Origin of the sequence: Bacillus cereus group sp. RP29 (genome assembly GCF_040459765.1) — a bacterium.
Lineage (GTDB): Bacteria > Bacillota > Bacilli > Bacillales > Bacillaceae_G > Bacillus_A > Bacillus_A paranthracis.
This window is the reverse complement of sequence record NZ_JARVHN010000001.1, coordinates 4,242,472-4,265,406: the sequence shown is the minus strand read 5'-3', so window position 1 is coordinate 4,265,406 and position 22,935 is coordinate 4,242,472. Positions and strand designations below refer to the sequence as shown.

Below are 22,935 nucleotides of genomic sequence, written 5' to 3'. Positions count from 1 at the left end.
TGATTTGTCGATAAGTCGATATATCTCAAAAATCGCTGATATAATTTGAGTTGCGCCGATATATTTTAAAAATCGCTGATATATTTCGAGTTGCGCCGATATATTCGAAAAATCGCCGATATAATTTCATGTACCGTATCCTTGGAGAAACCACGATACAAAAACCCTAAACTAACACATCAAAAGTAGTCACGAAAGACGGACGAGAGAAAATACTCTTTTGCTGTTCTGCATGTGGATGCGCCGGTGCTTGTCCTTCTGCTTGTGCGGGGCGTTTTTTATGAGCATTTTCGAATGAACGTGATTCTGTCCAGTCTTTAAAGTTTTGCTCTGTTTCCCACATCGTTAAGATGACATATGTATCGTTACTTAATGGGCGTAGAACGCGGATTGCTTGGAATCCTGGTTCGTTTTCAATAAGGCCTGCGCGGTTTTTAAAACGGTTTTCAAATACTGGGCGACCTTCGTCTGTTACAGAAATGTTGTTACAAACGATATAGCCAGGTTGTCCTTTAAATTCTCCAACAGCGTCTAGTACATCATACTTAAGAGATCCTTCTACAGATTCTTCTGTATTTTCTTTATAAAACATATTTTTTTCATCATTTTTTGCAGTGAAATGTGCTTGTTCTAGAGGTGTTTCGTATGAAATAATAGCCTTCATTTTAATGCCCCCTTACTTATTTGTTTCTATTATATCAACTCTCTTAAAAAACTTCGAAGATTATATACATAAAGATACTTCTTTTTCAAATAATAAATGTACCATCATTTGGAAAGAAGGCCGATGTATGAAGAAAGTAAAGTGGACTTTATTAGGTGGGTTAGCAACGCTACTATTAGCGATTGTCCTTTATAAACTAATTGTGTTAGCTGGTGGCTATATGATGGATGAAAAGCAGCTCGTTTTCCACTCTTCATCACGTATCGTTGACCAGAAAGGGAAAGAAATTACGAAATTATACGTAGAAAATAGAGACCTCGTACCAATCGAGCAAATTCCGAAATATGTGCAGCAGGCGTTCGTTGCGGTGGAAGATTCTCGTTTTTATGAGCATCAAGGAATTGATTACCCGTCTATATTTCGTGCTCTTTATAAAGACACGTTAGCTGGAGGGAAGGTCGAAGGCGGTAGCACGATTACGCAGCAACTTGCTAAAAACGTTTTTTTAACTCGTGAAAAAACATTTACGCGTAAGTTGAAGGAAGTCGCAATTTCCCTTCAATTAGAGCAAAAATATACGAAGCAACAAATTCTTGAAATGTATATGAATCATATTTATTTTGGACATGGAGCTTACGGTATTCAAGCAGCAGCAAAGTTATATTTTAATAAAAATGTAGAAGATTTAACAGTAGAAGAAGGAGCAATGCTTGCAGGTCTTCCGAAGTCGCCAAACGGATATTCACCTTATTTTTCTCCAGAGAAGAGTAAGGAACGCCGTGATTTAGTATTGTCACTTATGCATAAACAAGGCTATTTGACTGCCGAAGAAAGCGTACGTTATCAAGGAAAGACAATTGCACTATATAAAAACTTAGATGAGAATGAACTCGCATATATGCCGTATATTGATATGGTTATAGATGAAGCAGCTCGTTTATACGGATTGTCTCATCAAGAAGTGCTTCGCGGAGGATATACGTTTGTCGTACCGATGGATGAAAAAATTCAAAAGGTAGCGTATAACCAGTTTCAAGATGCAAGGAATTTCCCTGGGAAAGAAGAGGGGGCGCAAGGTGCTTTTTTATTAATGGATAATCGTACGGGCGGCATTAAAGCTGCGATTGGCGGAAGAAAGTACGTCCCGAGAGGATTTAATCGCGTTTTTGCAAAAAGACAGCCCGGTTCTGTGCTAAAACCACTTATCGTCTATGCGCCAGCACTCGAAACGAAAAAGTATAATCCGTATTCTTTATTGACGAATGAAAGACATTCTTTTGAAGGTTATGAGCCTCGGAACTATAACCGTGAATATTCGAAAGAAATAACGATGTACGATGCGATTTTAGAGTCAGCAAATGTACCAGCAGTTTCTTTATTAAACGAGTTGGGGGTAGAAGAAGGAAAGCAATATTTAGAGAAAGGGAATGTTCACATTGCCGATGCTGGTTTAAGCACAGCGCTTGGCGGATTGAAAAATGGTGTTTCAACATTTGATCTTGTGAAAATGTATCGTGCGTTTTTAGCAAATGGTGATATTATTGAGCCGCACGTTATTGATAAAGTGTTAAATAGACACGGCGCAGTCATTGGAGAATCACCAAAAGTAGAAACGAAAATTTTCTCGAAACAAACGGCATGGTATATGACAAAAATGTTAGAAGGAGTTGTAAAGGAAGGGACAGCGAAAGCCGGTGTATATAACGGAGCGTTAGCTGGGAAAACAGGTACAACTTCCTTACCAAATGACGATAATGGGGCGAGGGATATGTGGTTCGTTGGCTATACGCCAAATTTAGTAGGCGCTGTTTGGATTGGTTATGACCGCATAGATAAAGAGCATCAGTTGCAAGGAGAAAGTGCGTCAGCAACAAAATTATTTAAGAAAATTTTAACGAAAGCAAATGTAGAACAGAAAGAGCAGTTTAGGAAACCAGAAGGTGTGGAAACAATCGGTGCTCCAATTCGGCTGCGCAAGATTGAAGATGTGAAAATGAAATTAGCATTTAGCCCTTTCGGTTTATTTAAAGCGAAATTAAGCTGGACACCACTTCCAGATGAAAGAATTATGTATCGTATTTATAGAGTGGAAAATGGAATTCATACGCATGTAGGTACTGTAAATGGTGCCGGGGAATATGAGGAAAAGTTCGTTAACATCTTTTCAAAACCGAGTTTTTACGTTGTGCCATATAACACACAAACGAATCGCGAAGGAGAAAAGTCAAAAGTAGCTAAACCATAGTTTTTCTCTGTGTTATAATAAGAATGTTGTGAAAATAGTAAGCGTTTTTAAGAATGTTTGTGTCAATTTAATGAACAACGTACATAATATTATGCATTTTGTTTTTACAAGCTGTATAGTAAAAAAAGATAAATATCGAACGTATTCGAAGCATTGTGGTAAGGAAGGGAGCTAGGGTCTTGGTAAGAACTATAAATGAGACATTTTTAAAAGCATGTAGGGGGGAACGTACTGATTATGTACCAGCATGGTATATGCGTCAAGCAGGTCGTTCGCAGCCGGAATATAGAAAGATAAAAGAAAAGTATTCTTTATTTGAAATTACACATAATCCAGAGTTATGTGCTTACGTTACAAAACTGCCAGTTGATCAGTATAACGTAGACGCAGCAATTCTTTATAAAGATATTATGTCACCACTACCTGCAATTGGTGTGGATGTAGAAATTAAATCAGGTATTGGCCCAGTTATTGATAATCCAATCCGTTCTTTACAAGACGTAGAAAAACTAGGGGAAATCAATCCAGAAGATGACGTACCGTACATATTAGATACAATTCGTTTATTAACGACTGAAATGCTAGACGTACCGTTAATCGGTTTTTCAGGAGCTCCATTTACGTTAGCGAGCTATATGATTGAAGGCGGTCCATCTCGTAACTACCATAATACGAAAGCGTTCATGTATGCAGAGCCGAAAGCTTGGTTCGCTTTAATGGATAAGCTAGCAGATATGGTTATTACATATTTAAAAGCGCAAATTAACGCAGGGGCAAAAGCAGTTCAAATTTTCGATTCTTGGGTTGGAACAGTAAACGTAGCAGATTACCGCGTATTTATTAAACCGGCAATGGAGCGTATTTTTGCAGAAGTTCGCACGATGGGTGTACCGATGATTATGCACGGCGTAGGAGCTGCACACTTAGTAAATGAATGGCACGACTTACCGCTTGATGTAGTCGGTTTAGACTGGCGTTTACCAATTGAAGAAGCACGTGCACGCGGCGTTCACAAGGCGGTACAAGGTAATATGGATCCTTCGTTCTTACTTGCGCCATGGTCTGTTATTGAAGAACATGTAAAAGGTATTTTAGATCAAGGGATGAAACAGCCGGGTTATATCTTTAACTTAGGTCACGGTGTATTCCCAGAAGTAAATCCAGATACATTAAAACGTTTAACTACATTTATTCATGAATACTCTAAAGGGCAGTTAGCGAAGTAAAGGAGAATTGCTGTATGAAAAAGAAAATTGGTTTGCTTGTAATGGCATACGGAACGCCATATAAAGAAGAAGATATTGAACGTTACTATACACATATTCGCAGAGGAAGAAAGCCAAGTCCTGAAATGCTAGAAGATTTAACAGAGCGTTACCGTGCAATTGGTGGTATTTCTCCTTTAGCTACTATTACATTAGAGCAAGCTAAGAAGTTAGAGAAGCGTTTAAATGAAGTACAAGATGAAGTCGAGTACCATATGTATCTTGGCTTAAAACATATTGAACCGTTCATTGAAGATGCGGTGAAAGATATGCATAACGACGGTATACAAGATGCAATCGCACTTGTTCTTGCGCCGCACTATTCTACGTTTAGCGTAAAATCATACGTTGGACGAGCACAAGAAGAAGCTGAGAAACTTGGAAACTTAACAATTCATGGCATCGATAGCTGGTATAAAGAACCGAAATTTATCCAGTATTGGGTTGATGCAGTGAAAGGTATATATAACGGTATGTCAGACGCAGAACGTGAAAAAGCAGTATTAATCGTATCAGCTCATAGCTTACCAGAAAAAATTATCGCAATGGGCGATCCCTATCCAGATCAATTAAATGAAACAGCGGACTATATTGCAAGAGGCGCTGAAGTAGCAAACTATGCAGTAGGTTGGCAAAGTGCAGGAAACACACCAGATCCTTGGATTGGTCCAGATGTACAAGATTTAACGAGAGAACTAAATGAAAAGCACGGTTATACTTCATTCGTATATGCACCAGTTGGATTTGTTGCGGAACATTTAGAAGTTTTATATGACAACGACTTTGAGTGTAAAGTTGTAACAGATGAAATTGGCGCGAAATATTATCGTCCAGAAATGCCAAACGCATCGGATGCATTTATTGACTGCTTAACAGATGTTGTAGTAAAGAAAAAAGAATCTGTACTGTAAGAAGAAAGGGGGAGCCTGCTTGAGGAAAAAAGTTGTGATCATCGGCGGAGGCATCACTGGATTAACAGCAATGTATAACTTACAAAAAAATATTCATGAAAAAAACTTGCCGATTGATACATTACTGATAGAAGCATCGGGTAAACTTGGCGGAAAAATTCAAACCGTTCGAAAAGATGGATTTACAATTGAGCGCGGACCGGATTCTTTCTTAGCACGAAAAGAAAGTGCAGCTAGATTAGTGAAAGAATTAGGTCTTGGCGATGAGCTTGTAAATAACCAGGCCGGTCAATCATTTATCCTCGTAAACAATCGGTTACATAAAATGCCGAGCGGATCAATGATGGGAATTCCAACGCAAATTACGCCGTTTCTATTTTCCGGGCTGTTCTCCCCAATTGGTAAACTAAGAGCTGGTTTTGATCTATTAATGCCAAGATCAAAGCCAGTATCTGACCAATCACTCGGGCACTTTTTCAGACATCGCCTCGGAAATGAAGTGGTTGAAAATTTAATAGAACCATTACTATCTGGTATTTATGCAGGGGATATTGATGAAATGAGCTTAATGTCAACATTCCCGCAAATGTATCAAATTGAGCAGAAACATCGTAGTATTTCACTCGGTATGCGTACGCTCGCTCCGAAAGAAGAGAAAGCTGAACCGAAAAAGGGAATCTTCCAAACAGTGAAAACCGGTTTAGAATCTATCGTAGAATCTCTCGAATCAAAGATGCATGAAGGTACGATAATAAAGGGAACTCGCATTGAAAAAGTTGCAAAACAGGGTGATGGCTATGCGATTACTCTTAGTAACGGAAAAGAAATAGAAGCAGACGCGGTCGTAGTGGCAAGCTCACATAAAGTATTGCCATCTATGTTTGCGCAGTACAAGCAATTTCGTTTCTTCCGCAACATTCCATCCACATCAGTTGCGAATGTGGCAATGGCTTTTCCGAAATCAGCTATTCAGCGCGATATTGATGGTACAGGATTTGTCGTATCTAGAAATAGCGATTACACAATTACAGCATGTACGTGGACACATAAAAAGTGGCCACATACAACGCCAGAAGGAAAAACGCTTCTTCGATGTTACGTTGGACGACCTGGTGATGAAGCGGTTGTAGAACAAACAGAAGAGGAACTCGTTCAGCTTGTACTAGAAGACTTACGAAAGACGATGGATATTACAGAGGACCCAGAGTTTACAGTCGTAAGCCGCTGGAAAGAAGCGATGCCCCAATATACAGTAGGTCATAATGAGCGAATGAAGAAACTCACAACATTTATGGAGAAAGAGTTGCCGGGTATATACTTGGCAGGTAGTTCTTACGCTGGTTCTGGTCTGCCGGACTGTATTGATCAAGGTGAGAGGGCTGCAAAACGTGTACTCTCTCATTTGGAGAAAGTAATGAATACGGAATTAATCGCACAATAAGTAACAAAACGCCTTCAATCATATTGAAGGCGTTTTGTTACTTATTCACCAATAAACATATATAAGTTATTTGGCTTTATAACGGCATCTCCTGCATAAATAACCCATTCTGTTAAGTCATCAAAATCTAAATGATAACTATTTCCTTCACTCATATCTTCTATAAAATATGGTTCATTAATGAGTATTCCTTGAATAAAGTCTTCTGTAATATGTTGCATTTCAAACCACATATGCTCGCTTTTACCCTCTTCATAGGAAACGCCAAACTTAGCGAGAAAACGAAACTCCTCATTTGATTGTTCAATTTGAAAAATGTTGCTGAAATACCCGAAAGTATTTTTTGCATTGTAAGCCATACGAGCCGTTTCACTATTTGTTTTATAGAACATGAGCCCTGTAGCTTCCTCGTGTTCTTTGAAAAAGCTTTCGATACATTCTTCTGAAGTATCAAATTTGAACAAGAGAACAGATGGCGATTGATGGTATTCATCTCGGTCATCCATCCCGCCTAAGAATGTGTTTTGTGCATCTATTGGTTGTAGCTTCACTTCTTCATCCTCAATTGAAGATAATTGATCTATACTCGTTTTATGCCCAATATAAGATAAACCTTTTTCCCACGGCACAGCTACTGTATGTATAGAACCTTGCTGACTATGTGCGATAACGATAGGCTCATTCATAGGGACTTGTCCATTTTCAACGGCATTATTCGCAAATGTTTGAAAGAGGTCACCAATGCCATAGTAGGAAGGAATGCGATTTGGAATAATTAATTCTATTTCTGTTACGCCCGCTCTTAAAAGGCCGTGTGTATGAAACCAATATTGCGTAGGCTCGCCTTCTTTATCGTCTTCATAAACGGAATGAATAACGTACAAGTCAGGAATGTCAGGTAATAATTCATTTTCAACGTGATATTCAATATAGCTTCTAGATATTACCTTCATTGCTGCACTTGAATCAATTAAAAATAACAAATCTGGCGCAAGGTTCCATAAAAACTGTAACTGCTGGAAAAAGCAGTCCAGCACATCGCCTACAAATAGCGTACGGGTGAAAATTTCAGTACCGAAAGCCGCATCTTCAAAATTACGATCTACGATTGTAGAATCTTGTCTATTGTACAGTTTATATTCTTCTGGGTCATTCGCCTCATCAATATGCAGTTCATACGGTATGACTTTTTCATCGATGTGTAACTCAACAATAAGGCTTGTCTCATCACTATAAACAATTTTTAACTCATCAACTTTAGTAGCGATAGTTTCTAGCCGTTGTTTTAACTTCTCAATTGTAATTCTAGTCGGTATAACAGCAATCATATCTGAAAAATGACGTTCTAATGTTCCATTCATAGCTGCGCGGTATGTTTCTGTCTGTACTTCCATCCAATCACTCCTATTCAAATGAATCCATTTTACATGCCAATTAAATTTCGATATTTCTGTTTTTTCTCTTTCATATTATAAAACGCATTCGTATAAGGTGTAAAATTATTATTTTGTATTATAGTTTGAAAGCTTGTAAATTAAATAAATTTTTTGTAAAACTTGTCGAAATATCATTCTATATAACGAATCATTTGATATGATAGACATGCTGAGAAAATATGAAATAGGGAGAGGGAAATGGCTGTGAAGAAATTGTTAAGTGTCTTTTTATCATTCATACTATTGCTTTCATTTACTGGAACTTTAGTACAAGCAGAAGAAACGACTTCTATGTCAGTAGAAAAAGCAATTCAAGTATTTAAGCAGCAAGGGAAAACGAAGGGGATAGTGGAAGGATATATTGTCGGATATACGCAAAGTCCTTCGAAATACACGAAAGATCCGGCTAAGTTTGATGATACAAACGTAGCAATTGCTGATTCGCCAAATGAAACGAATCCAGACAAAATCATGCCTGTTCAGTTGCCAAAAGGCGATGTGAGAGCGGCAGTAAACGTGAAAGATCATCCTGAAAATATTGGGAAGAAAGTTAGTTTAACAGGGACGCTTGAATTATATTTTAGTAGCCCAGGTTTAAAATCAGTAACAGCTCATAAGTTTCAAGGAGAAGGACAAAACCGTGTTAGCGATGTAGTAGCGTCGCCTAGTGGCGGAGAAATTGCGAAAGGAACAGCAGTAACGTTAACAACGAATACAGAAGGAGCAACAATCTACTATACGTTAGATGGCTCTAACCCTACAAATAAAAGTGTTCGTTATAACGGACAAATTGTAGTGAATGAAAATAGTGTGATTAAAGCAATTGCAGAGAAAGAAGGGCTTACTTCTTCAGCAATTTCAACATTTTCATTTGTTATCGTAAACAATGAACCAGTTCGTATTCATGATATTCAAGGAAAATCACATATTTCTCCTTACAACGGGAAGAAAGTATACAATGTGGAAGGCGTTGTAACAGCGCTTGATAAAAATGGTTTTTATATAGAAGATAATCAGCCAGATAATGATCCAGCTACTTCAGAAGGTATGTATGTGTACAAAAAGGATGCGAATGTAGCAGTAGGAGATCTTATTCAAGTTGATGGAGTAGTAGAAGAATATGTTGGACCTGGATATGCAGAAAGGTTTGACACAGACTTAACGACGACGGAAATTAAAGCGAGCCGCGTTGCTGTAATCGCAAAAGATCAAGTTTTACCAGCACCGATTGTACTTGGAGAAAACGGTGTGAAAATTCCTGATCAAATTATCGATAATGATGCATTTGGTTTATTTGATCCAAATGAAGATGCAATCGATTTTTATGAAAGTATAGAAGGTATGCGCGTTACGATGCCAACGCCAAAAATTATTGCACCTCAGAAAAACGGGAATTTATATGTAACAGTGAAAAATGGCGGAAATAAAGTCGTAACGAAATATGGCACACCTGTATTAGATGAAAATCAATTAAACCCAGAGCGTCTTTCTGTAAAAGTACCTCGTGATTATGTAGCAAAAGTAGGAGATACTTTCACTGGAGATATAACAGGAGTAGTCGGATATGATTACGGTGCGTTCCGCATTGCGCCAATAACGGAATTACCATCTGTAGTAGACGGTGGATTTAAGCAAATAGGAGCAAATATTCAGCCGCGTCTTGATAAGTTAACGGTTGCTACATATAATATTGAAAACTTCTCGGCGAATAAAAAAGAAACAACAGATGAAAAAGTAAAAGCGTTAGCGTATTCTATTAAATACAATTTAAAAATGCCGGATATTATCGGTGTAGAGGAAATGCAAGATAATAACGGAACGGTTAATGACGGTACAACAGATGCTTCGTTAAGCGCAAAACGTATCATTGATGCAGTGCTAGAAATTCGCGGGCCAAAGTATGAGTATGTAGAAATTGCTCCGAATAATAATTTAGACGGGGGAGCACCAGGAGCGAATATTCGCGTCGGTTTCTTCTATAACCCATCACGCGTGAAATTAGCAACAGTACCGAAGTTGCTTGATAAAAACGTTGTCCGTATCGGAGACGAAAATCCATTGTTTGAAAGTACACGTAAACCGCTTGCGGCAGAATTTACGTTCCAAGGACAAAATTTAGTTGTTGTTGCAAATCACTTAAACTCAAAAATAGGAGATGCAACACCATTTGGAAAAGTACAGCCGCTCGTATTAAAAAGTGAAGAAAAACGAGTTCAATTAGCACAAGAAGTCAATCATTTCGTACAAGGAATTCAGAAAAAGAACACGAATGCACTAGTTGTTGTGTTAGGGGATATGAACGATTTTGAGTTTGCTAAACCACTAAAAGCACTAGAAGGAACAATCTTGAAAAATATGTTAAACACAGTGCCGAAAGAAAACCGCTACACGTATATTCATGAAGGAAATGCACAAGTGCTAGATCATATTTTAGTAACAAACAACATCGCACCGCACACAATCGTAGATCCAGTACACTTAAACTCAAACATTATGAAAGAGCACGGACGTGTAAGTGATCACGACCCAGTACTTGCTCAAATTGATTTGAAGAAGGCATCTTAAAGTAGGGGGCGCTTAGGTAACTAAGCGTTCTTTTATTTGATAAAAATAGATAAGGATAGTGTATAAGCGATTTTTTAGAATGATATAGATTGGTCTTCTGCAGTTTTATGGTAAAATTAATTGAATATTTAGTTTTCTGGGAGGTCAATGATGCAAGCACAACTAAATGGAAAATTAATAAATCAGCTTGCAATTTTTTTTAGTACAATCGTCATGCTTCAATTTGTAGCGGAGGTAATAGGACTTACGCAAAATTTAGATATTACATATAACTTAATACATACAGCAGCATCTTATATAACGTTTAGTTTAGCAGTTATTTTTACTTTAATTGGCGCAAGGAGAGAATTAAGTAAATATGCAATTATTTCATTATGTTTAGTTGTAGGTATTAAAGCGATTTATTTTGTAGGGGTCGTTATTTTATGGGGATTGGCTGGCACGCCATAAAAGGATAGTAAATAAACCTCTAATTTTCAAGATAGTAAGGAAATTAGAGGTTTATTATACTTGAAATGATTTTCTACACCGATCTCTTCTTTGCAATCTTCTTCTATATTTTTTTCTATCCCGCTTTACCCCTCGTATATACATAAGTAAGCTAACGAAAAGAAAGAAAGCACATTGCACCGTTAAAATGTACGGTGACATTCCATCCAATGGTTGTTTTGGATCATATAAATGAATTGGTGCTCCGCCTATTGTAGGGAAGACGGTATTTAGCAGGACGTAAGGGATGGAGGTAGCTGCAAATGGAAATAGAAGCGACATATAATCTTTTTGTGACCATGCAGATGCAGCAAGTCCTAAAAGAGCCATTAAACCTGCAAATAAAAAGTTAATTCCAATATATACAGTAATGTAAATAATGGGAGAAGCCTCATATAAGTTTGCAAACATCCCATTAACATTTATGATGCCTGAACCAGCCGGCGTTTCTCCGTCTGGAATGGTTAATTTGCAAAATAATAAAGATAAGATAAATGGAAGCGTATAAAGAAGTCCGCCGCAAAAGAATGTAACAATATATTTCGTTATTGAATAAGAAAATAAATTAATTCCTTTACTTACAAACTGTTTAAAGCCATCAGATTTATCCGAGTTGTAACTTGTACTAAAGGGAAGGCTCGCAATAATTGGCATTAATAATAAATAAACATCCATTTCATTGTCACGAAATCCAATCCATTTTATATCTGTTGATATAGGTCCGCTTGCAGCGTCCCCTAAATAACGAATGACATAATAATAATGATAAATACAAATAAGAACGAATCCACTAAACATAATAATTAAAGAAACACGATTACAAAAAGCTTGCTTTATATTTAAACGAAGTGCACGCATCATGACTGAAAAAGCCTCCACTGTTTTGATAAACTTGTCTATTTTCTATATTACTATTAAATGTAAAGATTTTCTTGTTTTTTTATTTGATTATTTAAAAAAAGAGAAATTTGTTGTTGGGAAGTAAGGTTTAGCTGTATATCTCAAGAACACCTTTTCCTTTTCTCTTTTCTTCTGATAAACTATGGACAGTATGATACAATTTGACTGGAATTTTTTATACTGGAAATAATAAAAAAGAGAACTTGTATAGAATGTAAGCGTGTGGTAATATCAAAGATGTACTAATTGACTATATTATCCAATTGGTCATTTTTGGAGGTGACGATGTGGCGATAGATCGAAAACGTTCTATTATTGAGGCTGCAACAAAGTCTTTTTCAGCATTCGGTTATAAAGCAACAACGATGGATCAAGTAGCGAAGTTAGCGAATGTAGGAAAAGGGACGATTTATACTTTTTTCAAAAATAAAGAAGAGCTATTTGGCGAGATTATTTCTAATTTAATTACAGAAATGAAGCAAGTTGCAGAAAATGCAATTCGTTCAGATGTTTCATTTTTTGAAAATGTACATAGAGCATTATATAGCATATTAGAATTCAGAAAAGAACATCAGCTCATGATTAAGTTAATTCAAGAAGAGCGCGATATGGGAACGAAAGAAGTACAAGAAGTGATGCAACAAGTAGATGTGGAAATCGTTTCTGTCATTCAATCCTATTTAAAGATTGCGATTGATAAAGGTGAAATTAGCAAATGTGATCCAGAAATTACAGCATTTATTATGCTTCGCTTATATGTATCGCTTATTTTTGATTGGGAAAAAAATCATGAACCGCTAGAAAAAGAAAAAATTGCAGAATTATTTGAACTTTATTTATTAAAAGGATTGTCAAACTAAGATAATCCTTTTATTATTATAAAAAAGTGACCAATTGAACAAAACGGTCATATATTTAATTTAGGAGGGATAATAGAAATATTCACTTCATATTAAGAAACAGTTGCATAGTATAAATTCGGGGATAAGGCATATGTATGAATCAGTATAGCCTTTTTGTTTGGGTAAAAATGACCAATTGAACAATTTGGTCATTTAAAAAGGGGGAGAAATGATGAAAGGAAATCAGTTACTTCGTAAAGAGTTCACACAAATTATAAAAAGTAAAAAAATATTAATTCCAATTATCGCGGTTCTATTCGTACCAATTTTATATGCAGGTATGTTTTTATGGGCCTTTTGGGATCCATATAAACAGTTAGATGATTTACCAGTTGCGGTAGTCAATTTAGATAAAGGTGCAGTATTTGACGGAAAACCAATTGAGGTCGGAAAAGGGCTTGTTGATAATTTAAAAGATAATACCAGTTTTAAATGGGAATTTGTAAGTGAAAAAGAAGCGAAAAAAGGAATGGAAGGCAGAAAGTATTACATGTTAGTACGCATTCCAGATGACTTCTCAAGTAACGCTACAACGTTATTAAAAGACGATCCGAAGCCATTAAACTTAGAATACATTCCAAACGAAAGCTTAAACTTCTTATCTTCCCAAATTGGCGGAACAGCCATTGAAAAAATTAAAGGTGAAGTAGCAAGTACGTTAACGAAAACATATGCAGAGAAAATGTTTGATTCCATTCAAGACGTCTCAAAAGGACTAGCAGATGGGGCGGAAGGTGCAAGTAAACTACATGACGGATCAAAGGAGCTGCATGATGGTTCAAGTAAAGTGACGGATGGACTTCATACACTTCAAGGGAAGTCTGGGGAGATGAAGGATGGAGTTCAGAAATTAGCAGATGGATCTAATAAGTTACAAGATGGATCCGGAAAAGTGACAGCAGGTTTAAATACGTTAAATAGCAAAACGGGTGAGATGCAGGTAGGTATAGGGAAATTACAAGATGGATCTCAGAAAGTAACAGTAGGTTTGAAGACGTTAAATAGCAAAACGGGTGAAATGCAGGTAGGTATAGAGAAATTACAAGATGGATCTCAGAAAGTAACAGCAGGTTTGAATACGTTAAATGGAAAAACGGATGAAATGAAAAAAGGAATTGACGAATTACGTGATGGATCTGAGCAAGTGACTGGTGGTTTGAACAAATTGGTAAGTAAATCTGGCGAATTAAAAGCAGGAACAACCGATCTATCAAATGGTATGGGAAAAGTTGTTGAGGGACAAAGCCAATTAGAGAAATGGTCTCAAGGGATTCAAAAGGGATTGCAGGAGTTAAATAGTAACGTACAAAACTCTATTGCAGGTTTAGAGGAAATGCAGTCAAAAGCTCCTTCTACATTAAATAAGGTAAATGAGAAAATAAATGAGGCTGGAGAAAAAGTAAATCAGTTAAATGAATTCACGCAATCAACAGCAGAGGATGCACAAACTGCAGCGCAAGATGTAGCAAATTTGCAAAAGCAAATCGAGAGTTTACCAAAAGAATATCAAGATCAGTTGCAACCCTTTATAACAAGTGCGGCAAAAAGTACAGCGACAGTGCAACAAAAAGCTGTTGGAGTTGCAGGTGGAACAAATAAATTAAATGCAGAAGTAAAACAATTAAAAGGTGAAATACAACAAACGACAAGTGGAGTACAAAGCGAATTACCAAATCCAAAACGGGTGAAAGCTTTAACGGAGGGTATTGAGAAACTAACGAATGAACAAGCGAAATTTGTTAGTACGTTTCAGGATTTTGGTGAAGGGTTAGGAGATACAAAAAGAGGTGCTGATAAATTAAAAGAGGGATCAGTTCAATTAATTGATGGCGCAACTCAATTACAAAGTGGATCTGGAAAAGTGACAATAGGATTAGGGAAATTATCTGTAGGAGCAAACCAAATGACAGGTGGTGTAAATCAACTAGCAGATGGCTCTGGTCAAGTGACAGGCGGTTTAGGCGAATTATCTACAGGAGCAAACCAAATGGCAGGTGGTGTAAATCAACTAGCAGATGGCTCAAGCCAAGTAACAGGCGGTTTAGGTACATTATCTGTAGGAGCGAACCAAATGGCAGGTGGTGTAAATCAACTAGCAGATGGCTCTGGTCAAGTAACAACTGGCATAGGTACGCTAAATGGTGGTCTAAATAAAATGTCAACCGGCTCAACCCAGCTAATCGACGGCGTTAATAAACTAGCAGACGGTTCCGGGAAAGTAACGGATGGCCTTGTAAAAGTAAACGACGGTTCAGGTGAACTTGCTGAGAAACTTGGCGAAGGGGCAGAGAAAACTGGTGAAGTAAAAGGAACGGATAAAACGTATGATATGTTTGCAAGTCCTGTAAAAGTGAAGACGGAGAAAATGGCGGAAGTTCCAAACTACGGAACTGGATTTACACCGTATTTCTTATCACTCGGTTTATTTGTTGGGGCATTACTATTATCAATCGTATATCCATTACGTGATACAGTGGGCGTTCCAAAATCAGGATTTAGCTGGTTTATTAGTAAGTTCGGCGTTTTACTATCAGTCGGTATTATTCAAGCAGTAGTAGCTGATGTCATATTATTGTTTGGATTAGGTGTAGAAGTACAAAGTATTCCGTATTTCATACTCTTTAGCATCGTTACAAGTTTAGCGTTTATCGCATTAATTCAATGTTTAGTAACAGCATTCGGTGATGCAGGGCGTTTCATCGCCATCATCACATTAATTATTCAGCTTACAACAAGTGCTGGAACATTCCCACTAGAATTGATTCCGAAGTTTTTACAACCATTCAATGCTTGGCTACCGATGACATACTCTGTATCAGGGCTGAAAGCAGTCGTATCAAGCGGAGACTTTAACTTCATGTGGCAAAACATAGGAATACTCATGATCTTTATCGTTGTGTTATCACTTGGAACAATTGCTTCATTAACTTGGATGCACAAACGACAGTTTAAAAATATTGCTGAAAATCAATCGGTTGAAGCGTAGAAAAAAGCACCTTTTTGGTGCTTTTTTATTGTAATGCAGGGCATCTTTTTTGTAGTTCGGATATGAATCTGTCTAAAAACTATAGAAACGAAAGAAAAGGAGTTACAACAATTTAAAGAGAAAACTAGAATAGAGGAGCTGATATGATGAAAGGAAAGCTTACTTATTATTTTATCTTAAATCCGCTAATCATCTTTCTTGTTTACGCCCTTTCACCTATCTTGTTTCATAAAGAAAAATATATAAATATGAAAGATGCACTAGGAATACTTGTAGTTTACTATGTGCTTATTAGCGGGTATTACTTTATGGATGTTGTAAGTAAAAGAATGAAGAAAAACGGTAAAGAAAAATAAAGAGTTTTATTACATAAAAACCGATGGAGGATAACAACATGACCGAAAATGAAATCAAATTCAGAGATACAACCATTCGTAATTTTTTCGATAAAGAGGACCGCCTAAAATCGATTCCAGGTCAAAAGAAGAAAAAACTAGTATTGTTAGAGTATTTAATTAGCAAGTTAAATGCGGAGAATCAGTATACGGAAAAAGAAATCAATGCATTCATCAAACAATATCATGACGATTTTTGTACGATTAGACGCGAGTTTATTGTGCAGGGGTTTATGGACAGAGAGGATAATATGTACCGTATAAATGGGAGAGAAATGTGGACGAAGTGGGAGGAGTTAAAATAAAAAGCTCTGTTATGGAAAACAGAGCTTTTTATTATTTATTCGGATGTAAAATTTTAAAATCGTAGGCGTAAATGGATTTACCACCTTTAACAGATGTAATAATTTGATCCATATCTTTAATTTTAGTAGTTTTAATTTTTTTACCGGTTGTTAGAGAGTATGTTTCTATAGAATATTTATGTTCTTGCTTTTCATTATAACGTAATACATATAATTGATCGTTTTCAAAATATGTTTGTTCATTATATCTAACGCCATCCGTTACATGGTAATCAATTTTGAATTTAGGATTGACTGCATTTGTTTCGGTATTAAAAGTTATGACCTCACCTAGTCCATTTATAAAAAATAGTTCATTGTTATGTAGATAAGCGGAATTATTTTTTGTAAATGGTATGGAAGCTGTGGAATTCTCCTCGGAAGAAAGTAAAATTAAATCTTGTTTTAATGATTTTTTATCAATGCGTAATAAATATACTTTGCCTTTAATGGAGTTATCGTTCTCAATTAAAATCGTATAATAAAAATTTGAGTCACTTAAAATAGATGAGTAACTAGAATACGACATGTTTTTATTAAGATTAATGGTTGTAACATCTTCAAGGTGCATAGTTGAATCATTAAATAGTAATTTTTTTAAACTATGCTCATTTTTATCTATATCTTGAGTTAAGACTAAGACTTCATCTGTATTGACGCCAGAGCTAATAAGATAATGAGGAATATTTCCTTTATGAATCTGTTTTTGATTACCAAAAATTACATTCGAATCATAATTTCCAGTAGATGAGTTACTACCTGAATTGTAAATGTTAACAAATAAGCCTTGTTTTTTTAAATATATCCTTTGATCTCCTGTATGTTGGTATTTCATTTTAAAATTTTTAAAATCATCTCCAATAAATTTAATATTATCTTTACTTTCTAGTACGATTTCTTTTTTGTTATCAGATACACCTATTCCTCCGAGTTCTAAACCATTCATTTTATATCCATGTGCTTTTGCATTTTTATCGATGAATATCGCATAACTAATCCCGTTGCCATCCATATCTTGATCGGCAGTCGAAGAGAGATATATAACAGCTTGTTTATCTTTCAAAAAATCTTTTTTCTCAATATCTTCTTCAGATATTGAATTTACATTATTGTTTTTAAAGAAGAAAAAGTAGATGAGTGCTACAATTAAAATTATGCTTAGAATAAGAACGATTATTTTTTTCACTGTTATGAGCTCCTTTTATAAGAAGAAGTGCAACAAATATAGTTGTTGCACTTTTTCTTCAGTATTAAATATTACGAATTGTTGAGGTTTGTTTTGCGTCACGAACATCCCGTGGATATACACCAGCACCGCCATCTTTATCTAAATCTAGTCCGCCATGAAGTTGATAAGCAGACCAAATTAGTTTAGAACAGTTTTTAGCCCCATAATGTGTTGTACTTCTATTTGTAGCAAAATTATAAGAATATGAATCTTTACCTACACGATCTTTTGCCCACCATGCCGCATCATTTTTGTTTTGCCAAGATGTATTTACGGATTTTACTACCGCATCTCCTTTATCTACTTTACGGGATGTAGTACTAATTGTACGAACGCCATCACCTGGTACAGATTCTACAATTGTATTTGAACTATAATACATACCAACATGTCCATGATTTAAGTATGCAGTGTATGAACCAGTATAGAAGAAATCCCCCATATTGCTGTTCCCAACTTAAACTGTACCACCACTAGCTCCTAAAGTATTCATTTTTTTACTTGCTTCTTTTTTGCCTTGTTCTTCATCTGCTTTTAGCTCTTTATAAATCTGTTCAGAAACAGCTTCTTTTGTATTCCCAGTGTTGTTTGCTAATTCATTAATACTAGATATTAGCTCTTGTGTACTTACATCGGGCTGCATTTTTTTGATTTCATTTAAGTAAGGTAAATCATCACTTTTTGCCAGAGAAGCAGTAGGTACAATCACAGTAGAAGCTAGTAACCCCATTGTTAATGTTAATGCATGTAGCTTTTTCATAATCCATCCCCTTTGTGCAATTTATTTTTTCTGGGAATTTTACCTGTATTTTATTTAAATGGTAAAATTCTCCTTAATGATAAGTGATAGTTTTATAGCTGTAAATCGTATTTTAGTAATTAATTGTTGAGAAAGTTTGGCTTGTAATAGGTTTGAAAAATAAGATTATTATGTTTTTAAGTGTAGATAAATTATATGGAAATGTATAATACAGTTTGTGTGAATATTTGTCTAAGGAATAAAAGGAGGGAATGATTATGGCGGGCTTTATAAAAATTATTCTTTAGTCGTACCATTTGTTATAATACGTGATATTCGTAATTTGTTATATTCCCTACGTTTTTTTGTTGAGAAATAAAAATAGTACTTTATTTGAACTTTCACTTTCAGTAATGTATATAATTGTCTCAATTCAGTTTTTCAACGAGGGTTCTTACAAAGTAGTAGTTTACTTTGTATAGTTCCATTTTAATAGTCATGATTAAAAAGATGGCCAGGTAAATATCTGAGCCATCTTTAAAACATTTTATTCTTCCTCCCACTATATTGGTGGGAGGATTCCATTTTCCCTTTATGAGAAATTATGAAATTGCGTTCTCTAATCGCTCTTTCTGACGAAGATGATGTGCAAAATGCATAGAAATAAGTTGAAACCATTCTGCTGCATGTAAGTAACCAAGCCCAGGATGTTCGACTTTACAATCACTTGGGATAGAAGAAAGTGTTGGCTCAATGTCTTTAACAATTGTAATTAATTCTAGAAGCTGTTTCTGTATGTCTTCTTTATTAGAGGGATTTTCAGGTGTATATCCAGGATGATTTGGTACTTTGATTTGTATATCCGGGAAAGCACCAAGTTTATATACTTTTTCACCCATGTCCGTTTTCTTGTTAGTTGCTGATGGTGTTTCAGTTTTACATTTCGCAATTGCATCTAACTGCATATATGTAGAGGCAATTAAATGACTATACATTTGACCGAGGGACCATTCTTCGCTAGACGGCTTCGTCCTAAATTGTTCTATAGAGTACCTTTCTAATTCCTCTATGTAATACGTTGCTAATTCCTCAAATTTCTTCATATTGTTAACCCCTTTTTATAAAAATGTATTTGCTAATACCTAATATAAAGGATGGCTACTGACAACATTATGTCAGTAGTGAAATTAAAGTTTTAACATTTTTTTTGCTTCATCACGGATTTTCTCAGAAAGAATTTTTGGCTCAAGTACTTGCACTTGGCTCCCCCAGCTAAATACCCATTGAAATACTTCGTCTATGTTTCTTGATTTCAAAAAAACGTGAAAACTGTTATCTCTATGCTCGTATGAATCTATAAAAAAGTAGCGGGACTCAATAATCTTATGTGCAATATGAGATGGAAACAATAAATGAACCGTAACAGTCCGATTGCTTTCAGGTTTATAGTTTTGTAAAGAAAAATCTTTCGGCTTTGTAAAGAATTCTTGTTCTTGCTGTAATGTATCCATTCGATCTAAACGAAAATTGCGTATTTGTTTTCGAAGTAAACAGTGGGCAACGATGTACCAAATTCCTGAAATATTGACTAAGCCATAAGGATGAACGGTCCGCTTTATTTTTGTAGTTTCTCTCGGTTTACGATAAGAAAAAGAGATAGCTTGTTCTTTTTGAATAGATTCTTGCAATAGAAGAAGTTGATTTTCTAGTTTTTCTTGTTCAGATTGCTGATGTGAAAATATAGGAGAAAGGAAACGAAAAGTTTCTCGTAATTCCTGGGCTTTCTTTTGTTGATCAGCAGGGAGAACAATTTCAAGTTTCTCTTTTGCTGATCGTGCATGTACAGAAAAAGAAGAAGTGAAAGTTTTCTCGATATAATCACCGCCTAGTAAAAGAGTAACAGCCTCTTCAGGCGTAAGCTGAATGGGGGGCAAGAAATAACCATCCATTAATGAATAACCGTGACCAGGCATTGAATAAATAGGAACACCCGATTCGTTAAGTGCATCCATATCTCGATAAATCGTTCTTATACTTGTCTCAAATTTTTCCGCTAAGCTTTGTGCTGTAACAGTTTGTCTTCTTTGTAATTCAATTAATATAGCTAATAAACGATCGGTCCGATTCATGAAATATCTCCTTTTATCTTTAATAAATATGCCTCCTGTAAACTTCTAAAAGTAATATAAAATCCCCTCCCATTAACATACTTTTCCCTATGTATAATATTAATATAGTAAAATCATAAGAAGCCGTATTGCAGTTTCCAATAATATACTATATAATCAATTTAAGAAAACGTTTTCATGTAAAGGGGGAGAATTTCGTGTCGACTATAGAGGACGTGGCGAAATTAGCGGGGTTATCAAGGACAACGGTTTCTAGGGTGATTAATAATCATCCATATGTTTCAGATGAGAAGAAAAAAAGGGTTCAATTAGCAATGAAGCATTTAGGCTTCGTTCCTAATTCTGCGGCGAGAAGGCTTCGTAAACAAAAAACGGAAACAATTGCGGTGCTAGTTCCAAGGATTACAAATCCTTTCTTCAGTAGATTTATTGAAGCAATCGAGATTGCTGCTTCTGAACATAAATATAAACTGATTATTTGTCAAACAAGATATTTACCGGAAAAAGAGATGGAGTATTTACAATTATTATCTACGAAACAAGTAGATGGGATTATTCTATGTTCACTAGAAAATCCGTGGGAAGATGTAGAGCCATACTTACAACACGGTCCAATCGTGTTATGTAATGAATATATTGAGGAAGCAAATATTCCAACAGTGAAGTTTGATCATGCGCAAGGAGCATACATAGCTGCTAAGCATGTGTTAGAACAAGGATATCGTAATCTTATTTTTTGCCGTGGTAACGAAACCAAAGTCGTTAGCCAACAGCGAAAAATGGGCTTTTTACGTGCAATAACGGAGAAGAGCCGCCAAGTAGAAGCGATTGATTTTCTTGAAAACGCTTTCTCTTGGGAAGATGGAAAACGAATATTCCATGAAGTATTAAAGGACAAAAAAAATCCTACCGCGATTTTGGCAGGAGGCGATGAGGTAGCAGCTGGAATTATTTCAGAGGCGAAACGCCATGACTGGACCATTCCAGATGATCTCGCTGTTATCGGTTTTGATAATCAAATTTTATCACAGATTACAGAGCCAGGTATTACGACAATTGAACAGCCAATCGATGAGATGGCCCGAAAAGTTGTCGACCTGATGATGGATAAAATCCATACGAAAAATTATCGAAAAAAAGAATTGTATGAGTTTGAACTGGAGCTCTTGGTGAAAGGTTCAACGATGAAGGATACGATGTTATTAGCCTAGTAGACTATGTCTGCTAGGTTTTTTTCTGTTCACAAACTACTATTCTTCGTGAACGCAGTCATCACATTTGTTATGGTATGCTTCGTGTTGCTCATCAATTTCTTTCCCACAGTGCGCACAAGTTTTCGTCGGTAAATTTCTGAAAAACTCCATTGGTTGATCGATCATGTCAATCCCTCCATTTCCATTTCTTACTATCATTGTATTAGTACAAAAAACAAAAGTCAACAACTGTTTTATAACAAAATTGAAAATTAATGAAAAAGTTTAGGAAATGGATTATAGTTAACAATGTAGAATGTAAGTGAAACATGCATTTCTACTCGGTTTTAGAAAGGATGGATACATATGAAAATGACTGTTGTCGGCTTTTGGGGCGGCTTTCCAGAAGCGGGAGAAGCAACGTCGGGGTATTTGTTTGAACACGATGGTTTTCGTTTACTTGTAGACTGTGGTAGTGGTGTACTAGCACAGCTTCAAAAATATATAACACCATCTGGTATAGATGCAGTTGTACTTTCGCACTATCATCACGATCATGTTGCAGACATTGGGGTATTGCAATATGCGAGACTAATTACGAGTGCGACAAAGGGACAACTACCGGAACTACCAATATACGGTCATACGTTTGATGAGAGTGGATTCCAGTCTTTAACGCATGAACCGCATACGAAAGGAATCGCGTACAATCCAGAAGAAACACTTCAAGTTGGACCGTTCTCGATTTCATTCTTAAAAACTGTTCATCCTGTTACATGCTTTGCGATGCGTATTACAGCAGGTAATGACGCTGTAGTATATAGCGCAGATTCCAGTTATATTCCTGAATTTATTCCATTCACAAAAGATGCTGATCTTTTCATTTGTGAGTGTAATATGTATGCACATCAAGAGGCTGCAAAAGCAGGGCATATGAATAGTACAGAAGTAGCAAGTATTGCGAAAGATGCGAATGTAAAAGAACTTTTATTAACGCACTTACCGCATACAGGCAATCCAGCTGATTTAGTAACAGAAGCAAAACAAATTTTCAGTGGCCATATTACGCTAGCGCATAGTGGCTACGTATGGAACTCATGAGG

General features: G+C 36.1%; 19 protein-coding genes and 1 pseudogene. 12 read left to right on the top strand and 8 right to left on the bottom strand.

Annotated elements, in window-relative coordinates:
• Positions 1–166: 166 nt before the first annotated feature.
• A complete protein-coding gene (gene hmoB, locus QCI47_RS22565; protein ID WP_000644055.1) occupies positions 167–664 on the bottom strand; it encodes a heme-degrading monooxygenase HmoB in 498 nt (165 codons plus the stop codon).
• A gap of 127 nt (positions 665–791) precedes the next feature.
• On the opposite strand from hmoB, the gene QCI47_RS22560 reads away from it, so the two are divergent.
• The 4 genes from QCI47_RS22560 to hemY all read left to right on the top strand — a co-directional run bounded on the left by QCI47_RS22560 (position 792) and on the right by hemY (position 6,526).
• Complete coding sequence (locus QCI47_RS22560) at positions 792–2,909, top strand: transglycosylase domain-containing protein (protein ID WP_071741542.1); 2,118 nt, start codon at positions 792–794, stop codon at positions 2,907–2,909.
• Positions 2,910–3,088: 179 nt separating this feature from the next.
• Positions 3,089–4,135 (top strand): uroporphyrinogen decarboxylase, encoded by a 1,047-nt coding sequence (gene hemE, locus QCI47_RS22555; protein ID WP_000252614.1) that lies wholly within the window; start codon positions 3,089–3,091, stop codon positions 4,133–4,135.
• Positions 4,136–4,149: 14 nt separating this feature from the next.
• A complete protein-coding gene (gene hemH, locus QCI47_RS22550; protein WP_000726777.1) occupies positions 4,150–5,085 on the top strand; it encodes a ferrochelatase in 936 nt (311 codons plus the stop codon).
• A 19-nt stretch (positions 5,086–5,104) separates the two neighbouring features.
• On the top strand, positions 5,105–6,526 hold the full coding sequence (hemY, locus tag QCI47_RS22545) for a protoporphyrinogen oxidase (RefSeq protein WP_071741543.1): 1,422 nt from the start codon (positions 5,105–5,107) through the stop codon (positions 6,524–6,526).
• A gap of 41 nt (positions 6,527–6,567) precedes the next feature.
• Here hemY and QCI47_RS22540 read toward each other — a convergent pair whose 3' ends face one another.
• Positions 6,568–7,920: a DUF4026 domain-containing protein gene (locus tag QCI47_RS22540; RefSeq protein ID WP_061131501.1), complete on the bottom strand. Its 1,353-nt coding sequence runs from the start codon at positions 7,918–7,920 to the stop codon at positions 6,568–6,570.
• A 240-nt stretch (positions 7,921–8,160) separates the two neighbouring features.
• Between QCI47_RS22540 and QCI47_RS22535 the strand changes: the two genes are divergently transcribed.
• Both QCI47_RS22535 and QCI47_RS22530 read left to right on the top strand, forming a co-directional pair.
• Entirely contained in the window at positions 8,161–10,527 is a 2,367-nt protein-coding gene (locus tag QCI47_RS22535; protein WP_353811955.1) for a DUF6359 domain-containing protein, read from the top strand.
• Positions 10,528–10,677: 150 nt separating this feature from the next.
• Positions 10,678–10,977, top strand: a complete 300-nt coding sequence (locus QCI47_RS22530) for a hypothetical protein (protein WP_001148847.1) — start codon at positions 10,678–10,680, stop codon at positions 10,975–10,977.
• Positions 10,978–11,031: 54 nt separating this feature from the next.
• Here QCI47_RS22530 and QCI47_RS22525 read toward each other — a convergent pair whose 3' ends face one another.
• Complete coding sequence (locus QCI47_RS22525) at positions 11,032–11,877, bottom strand: membrane protein (RefSeq protein WP_000984154.1); 846 nt, start codon at positions 11,875–11,877, stop codon at positions 11,032–11,034.
• A gap of 326 nt (positions 11,878–12,203) precedes the next feature.
• Here QCI47_RS22525 and QCI47_RS22520 point away from each other — a divergent pair, with 326 nt between their 5' ends.
• From QCI47_RS22520 to QCI47_RS22505, 4 genes are all read left to right on the top strand, one after another.
• The gene (locus QCI47_RS22520; RefSeq protein WP_000963375.1) at positions 12,204–12,776 is read left to right on the top strand and encodes a TetR/AcrR family transcriptional regulator; all 573 of its coding nucleotides are present in this window, start codon (positions 12,204–12,206) and stop codon (positions 12,774–12,776) included.
• Between the two features lie 214 nt (positions 12,777–12,990).
• Positions 12,991–15,804: a YhgE/Pip family protein gene (locus QCI47_RS22515; RefSeq protein WP_353811954.1), complete on the top strand. Its 2,814-nt coding sequence runs from the start codon at positions 12,991–12,993 to the stop codon at positions 15,802–15,804.
• A gap of 143 nt (positions 15,805–15,947) precedes the next feature.
• The gene (locus QCI47_RS22510; RefSeq protein ID WP_002163726.1) at positions 15,948–16,160 is read left to right on the top strand and encodes a hypothetical protein; all 213 of its coding nucleotides are present in this window, start codon (positions 15,948–15,950) and stop codon (positions 16,158–16,160) included.
• 38 nt (positions 16,161–16,198) lie between these two features.
• Complete coding sequence (locus QCI47_RS22505) at positions 16,199–16,504, top strand: DUF2087 domain-containing protein (protein ID WP_000138195.1); 306 nt, start codon at positions 16,199–16,201, stop codon at positions 16,502–16,504.
• A gap of 31 nt (positions 16,505–16,535) precedes the next feature.
• Here QCI47_RS22505 and QCI47_RS22500 read toward each other — a convergent pair whose 3' ends face one another.
• The 4 genes and pseudogenes from QCI47_RS22500 to QCI47_RS22485 all read right to left on the bottom strand — a co-directional run bounded on the left by QCI47_RS22500 (position 16,536) and on the right by QCI47_RS22485 (position 20,639).
• The gene (locus QCI47_RS22500; RefSeq protein ID WP_000721064.1) at positions 16,536–17,729 is read right to left on the bottom strand and encodes a hypothetical protein; all 1,194 of its coding nucleotides are present in this window, start codon (positions 17,727–17,729) and stop codon (positions 16,536–16,538) included.
• A 64-nt stretch (positions 17,730–17,793) separates the two neighbouring features.
• Positions 17,794–18,531 (bottom strand): annotated as a pseudogene (locus QCI47_RS22495) (hypothetical protein).
• Between the two features lie 581 nt (positions 18,532–19,112).
• Positions 19,113–19,613: a DinB family protein gene (locus tag QCI47_RS22490; protein ID WP_000713022.1), complete on the bottom strand. Its 501-nt coding sequence runs from the start codon at positions 19,611–19,613 to the stop codon at positions 19,113–19,115.
• Between the two features lie 84 nt (positions 19,614–19,697).
• A complete protein-coding gene (locus QCI47_RS22485; RefSeq protein ID WP_001082268.1) occupies positions 19,698–20,639 on the bottom strand; it encodes a helix-turn-helix transcriptional regulator in 942 nt (313 codons plus the stop codon).
• 197 nt (positions 20,640–20,836) lie between these two features.
• Between QCI47_RS22485 and QCI47_RS22480 the strand changes: the two genes are divergently transcribed.
• On the top strand, positions 20,837–21,850 hold the full coding sequence (locus tag QCI47_RS22480) for a LacI family DNA-binding transcriptional regulator (RefSeq protein ID WP_048557260.1): 1,014 nt from the start codon (positions 20,837–20,839) through the stop codon (positions 21,848–21,850).
• Between the two features lie 39 nt (positions 21,851–21,889).
• Here the strand turns inward: QCI47_RS22480 and yhfH are convergent, their stop codons facing one another.
• Positions 21,890–22,018 carry a protein YhfH gene (yhfH, locus tag QCI47_RS22475; protein ID WP_000567010.1) on the bottom strand — a complete coding sequence of 43 codons (129 nt, stop codon included), beginning with the start codon at positions 22,016–22,018 and terminating at the stop codon, positions 21,890–21,892.
• 180 nt (positions 22,019–22,198) lie between these two features.
• On the opposite strand from yhfH, the gene QCI47_RS22470 reads away from it, so the two are divergent.
• Positions 22,199–22,933: an MBL fold metallo-hydrolase gene (locus QCI47_RS22470; protein WP_309422078.1), complete on the top strand. Its 735-nt coding sequence runs from the start codon at positions 22,199–22,201 to the stop codon at positions 22,931–22,933.
• Positions 22,934–22,935 lie beyond the last annotated feature (2 nt).

What these genes read in the sequence shown, in the direction of transcription:
- hmoB (WP_000644055.1), bottom strand. Translation starts at nt 664, where the DNA reads ATGAAGGCTATTATTTCATACGAAACACCTCTAGAACAAGCACATTTC.
- QCI47_RS22560 (WP_071741542.1), top strand. Translation starts at nt 792, where the DNA reads ATGAAGAAAGTAAAGTGGACTTTATTAGGTGGGTTAGCAACGCTACTA.
- hemH (WP_000726777.1), top strand. Translation starts at nt 4,150, where the DNA reads ATGAAAAAGAAAATTGGTTTGCTTGTAATGGCATACGGAACGCCATAT.
- QCI47_RS22540 (WP_061131501.1), bottom strand. Translation starts at nt 7,920, where the DNA reads ATGGAAGTACAGACAGAAACATACCGCGCAGCTATGAATGGAACATTA.
- QCI47_RS22535 (WP_353811955.1), top strand. Translation starts at nt 8,161, where the DNA reads ATGGCTGTGAAGAAATTGTTAAGTGTCTTTTTATCATTCATACTATTG.
- QCI47_RS22530 (WP_001148847.1), top strand. Translation starts at nt 10,678, where the DNA reads ATGCAAGCACAACTAAATGGAAAATTAATAAATCAGCTTGCAATTTTT.
- QCI47_RS22525 (WP_000984154.1), bottom strand. Translation starts at nt 11,877, where the DNA reads ATGATGCGTGCACTTCGTTTAAATATAAAGCAAGCTTTTTGTAATCGT.
- QCI47_RS22515 (WP_353811954.1), top strand. Translation starts at nt 12,991, where the DNA reads ATGAAAGGAAATCAGTTACTTCGTAAAGAGTTCACACAAATTATAAAA.
- QCI47_RS22510 (WP_002163726.1), top strand. Translation starts at nt 15,948, where the DNA reads ATGATGAAAGGAAAGCTTACTTATTATTTTATCTTAAATCCGCTAATC.
- QCI47_RS22505 (WP_000138195.1), top strand. Translation starts at nt 16,199, where the DNA reads ATGACCGAAAATGAAATCAAATTCAGAGATACAACCATTCGTAATTTT.
- QCI47_RS22490 (WP_000713022.1), bottom strand. Translation starts at nt 19,613, where the DNA reads ATGAAGAAATTTGAGGAATTAGCAACGTATTACATAGAGGAATTAGAA.
- QCI47_RS22485 (WP_001082268.1), bottom strand. Translation starts at nt 20,639, where the DNA reads ATGAATCGGACCGATCGTTTATTAGCTATATTAATTGAATTACAAAGA.
- yhfH (WP_000567010.1), bottom strand. Translation starts at nt 22,018, where the DNA reads ATGATCGATCAACCAATGGAGTTTTTCAGAAATTTACCGACGAAAACT.
- QCI47_RS22470 (WP_309422078.1), top strand. Translation starts at nt 22,199, where the DNA reads ATGAAAATGACTGTTGTCGGCTTTTGGGGCGGCTTTCCAGAAGCGGGA.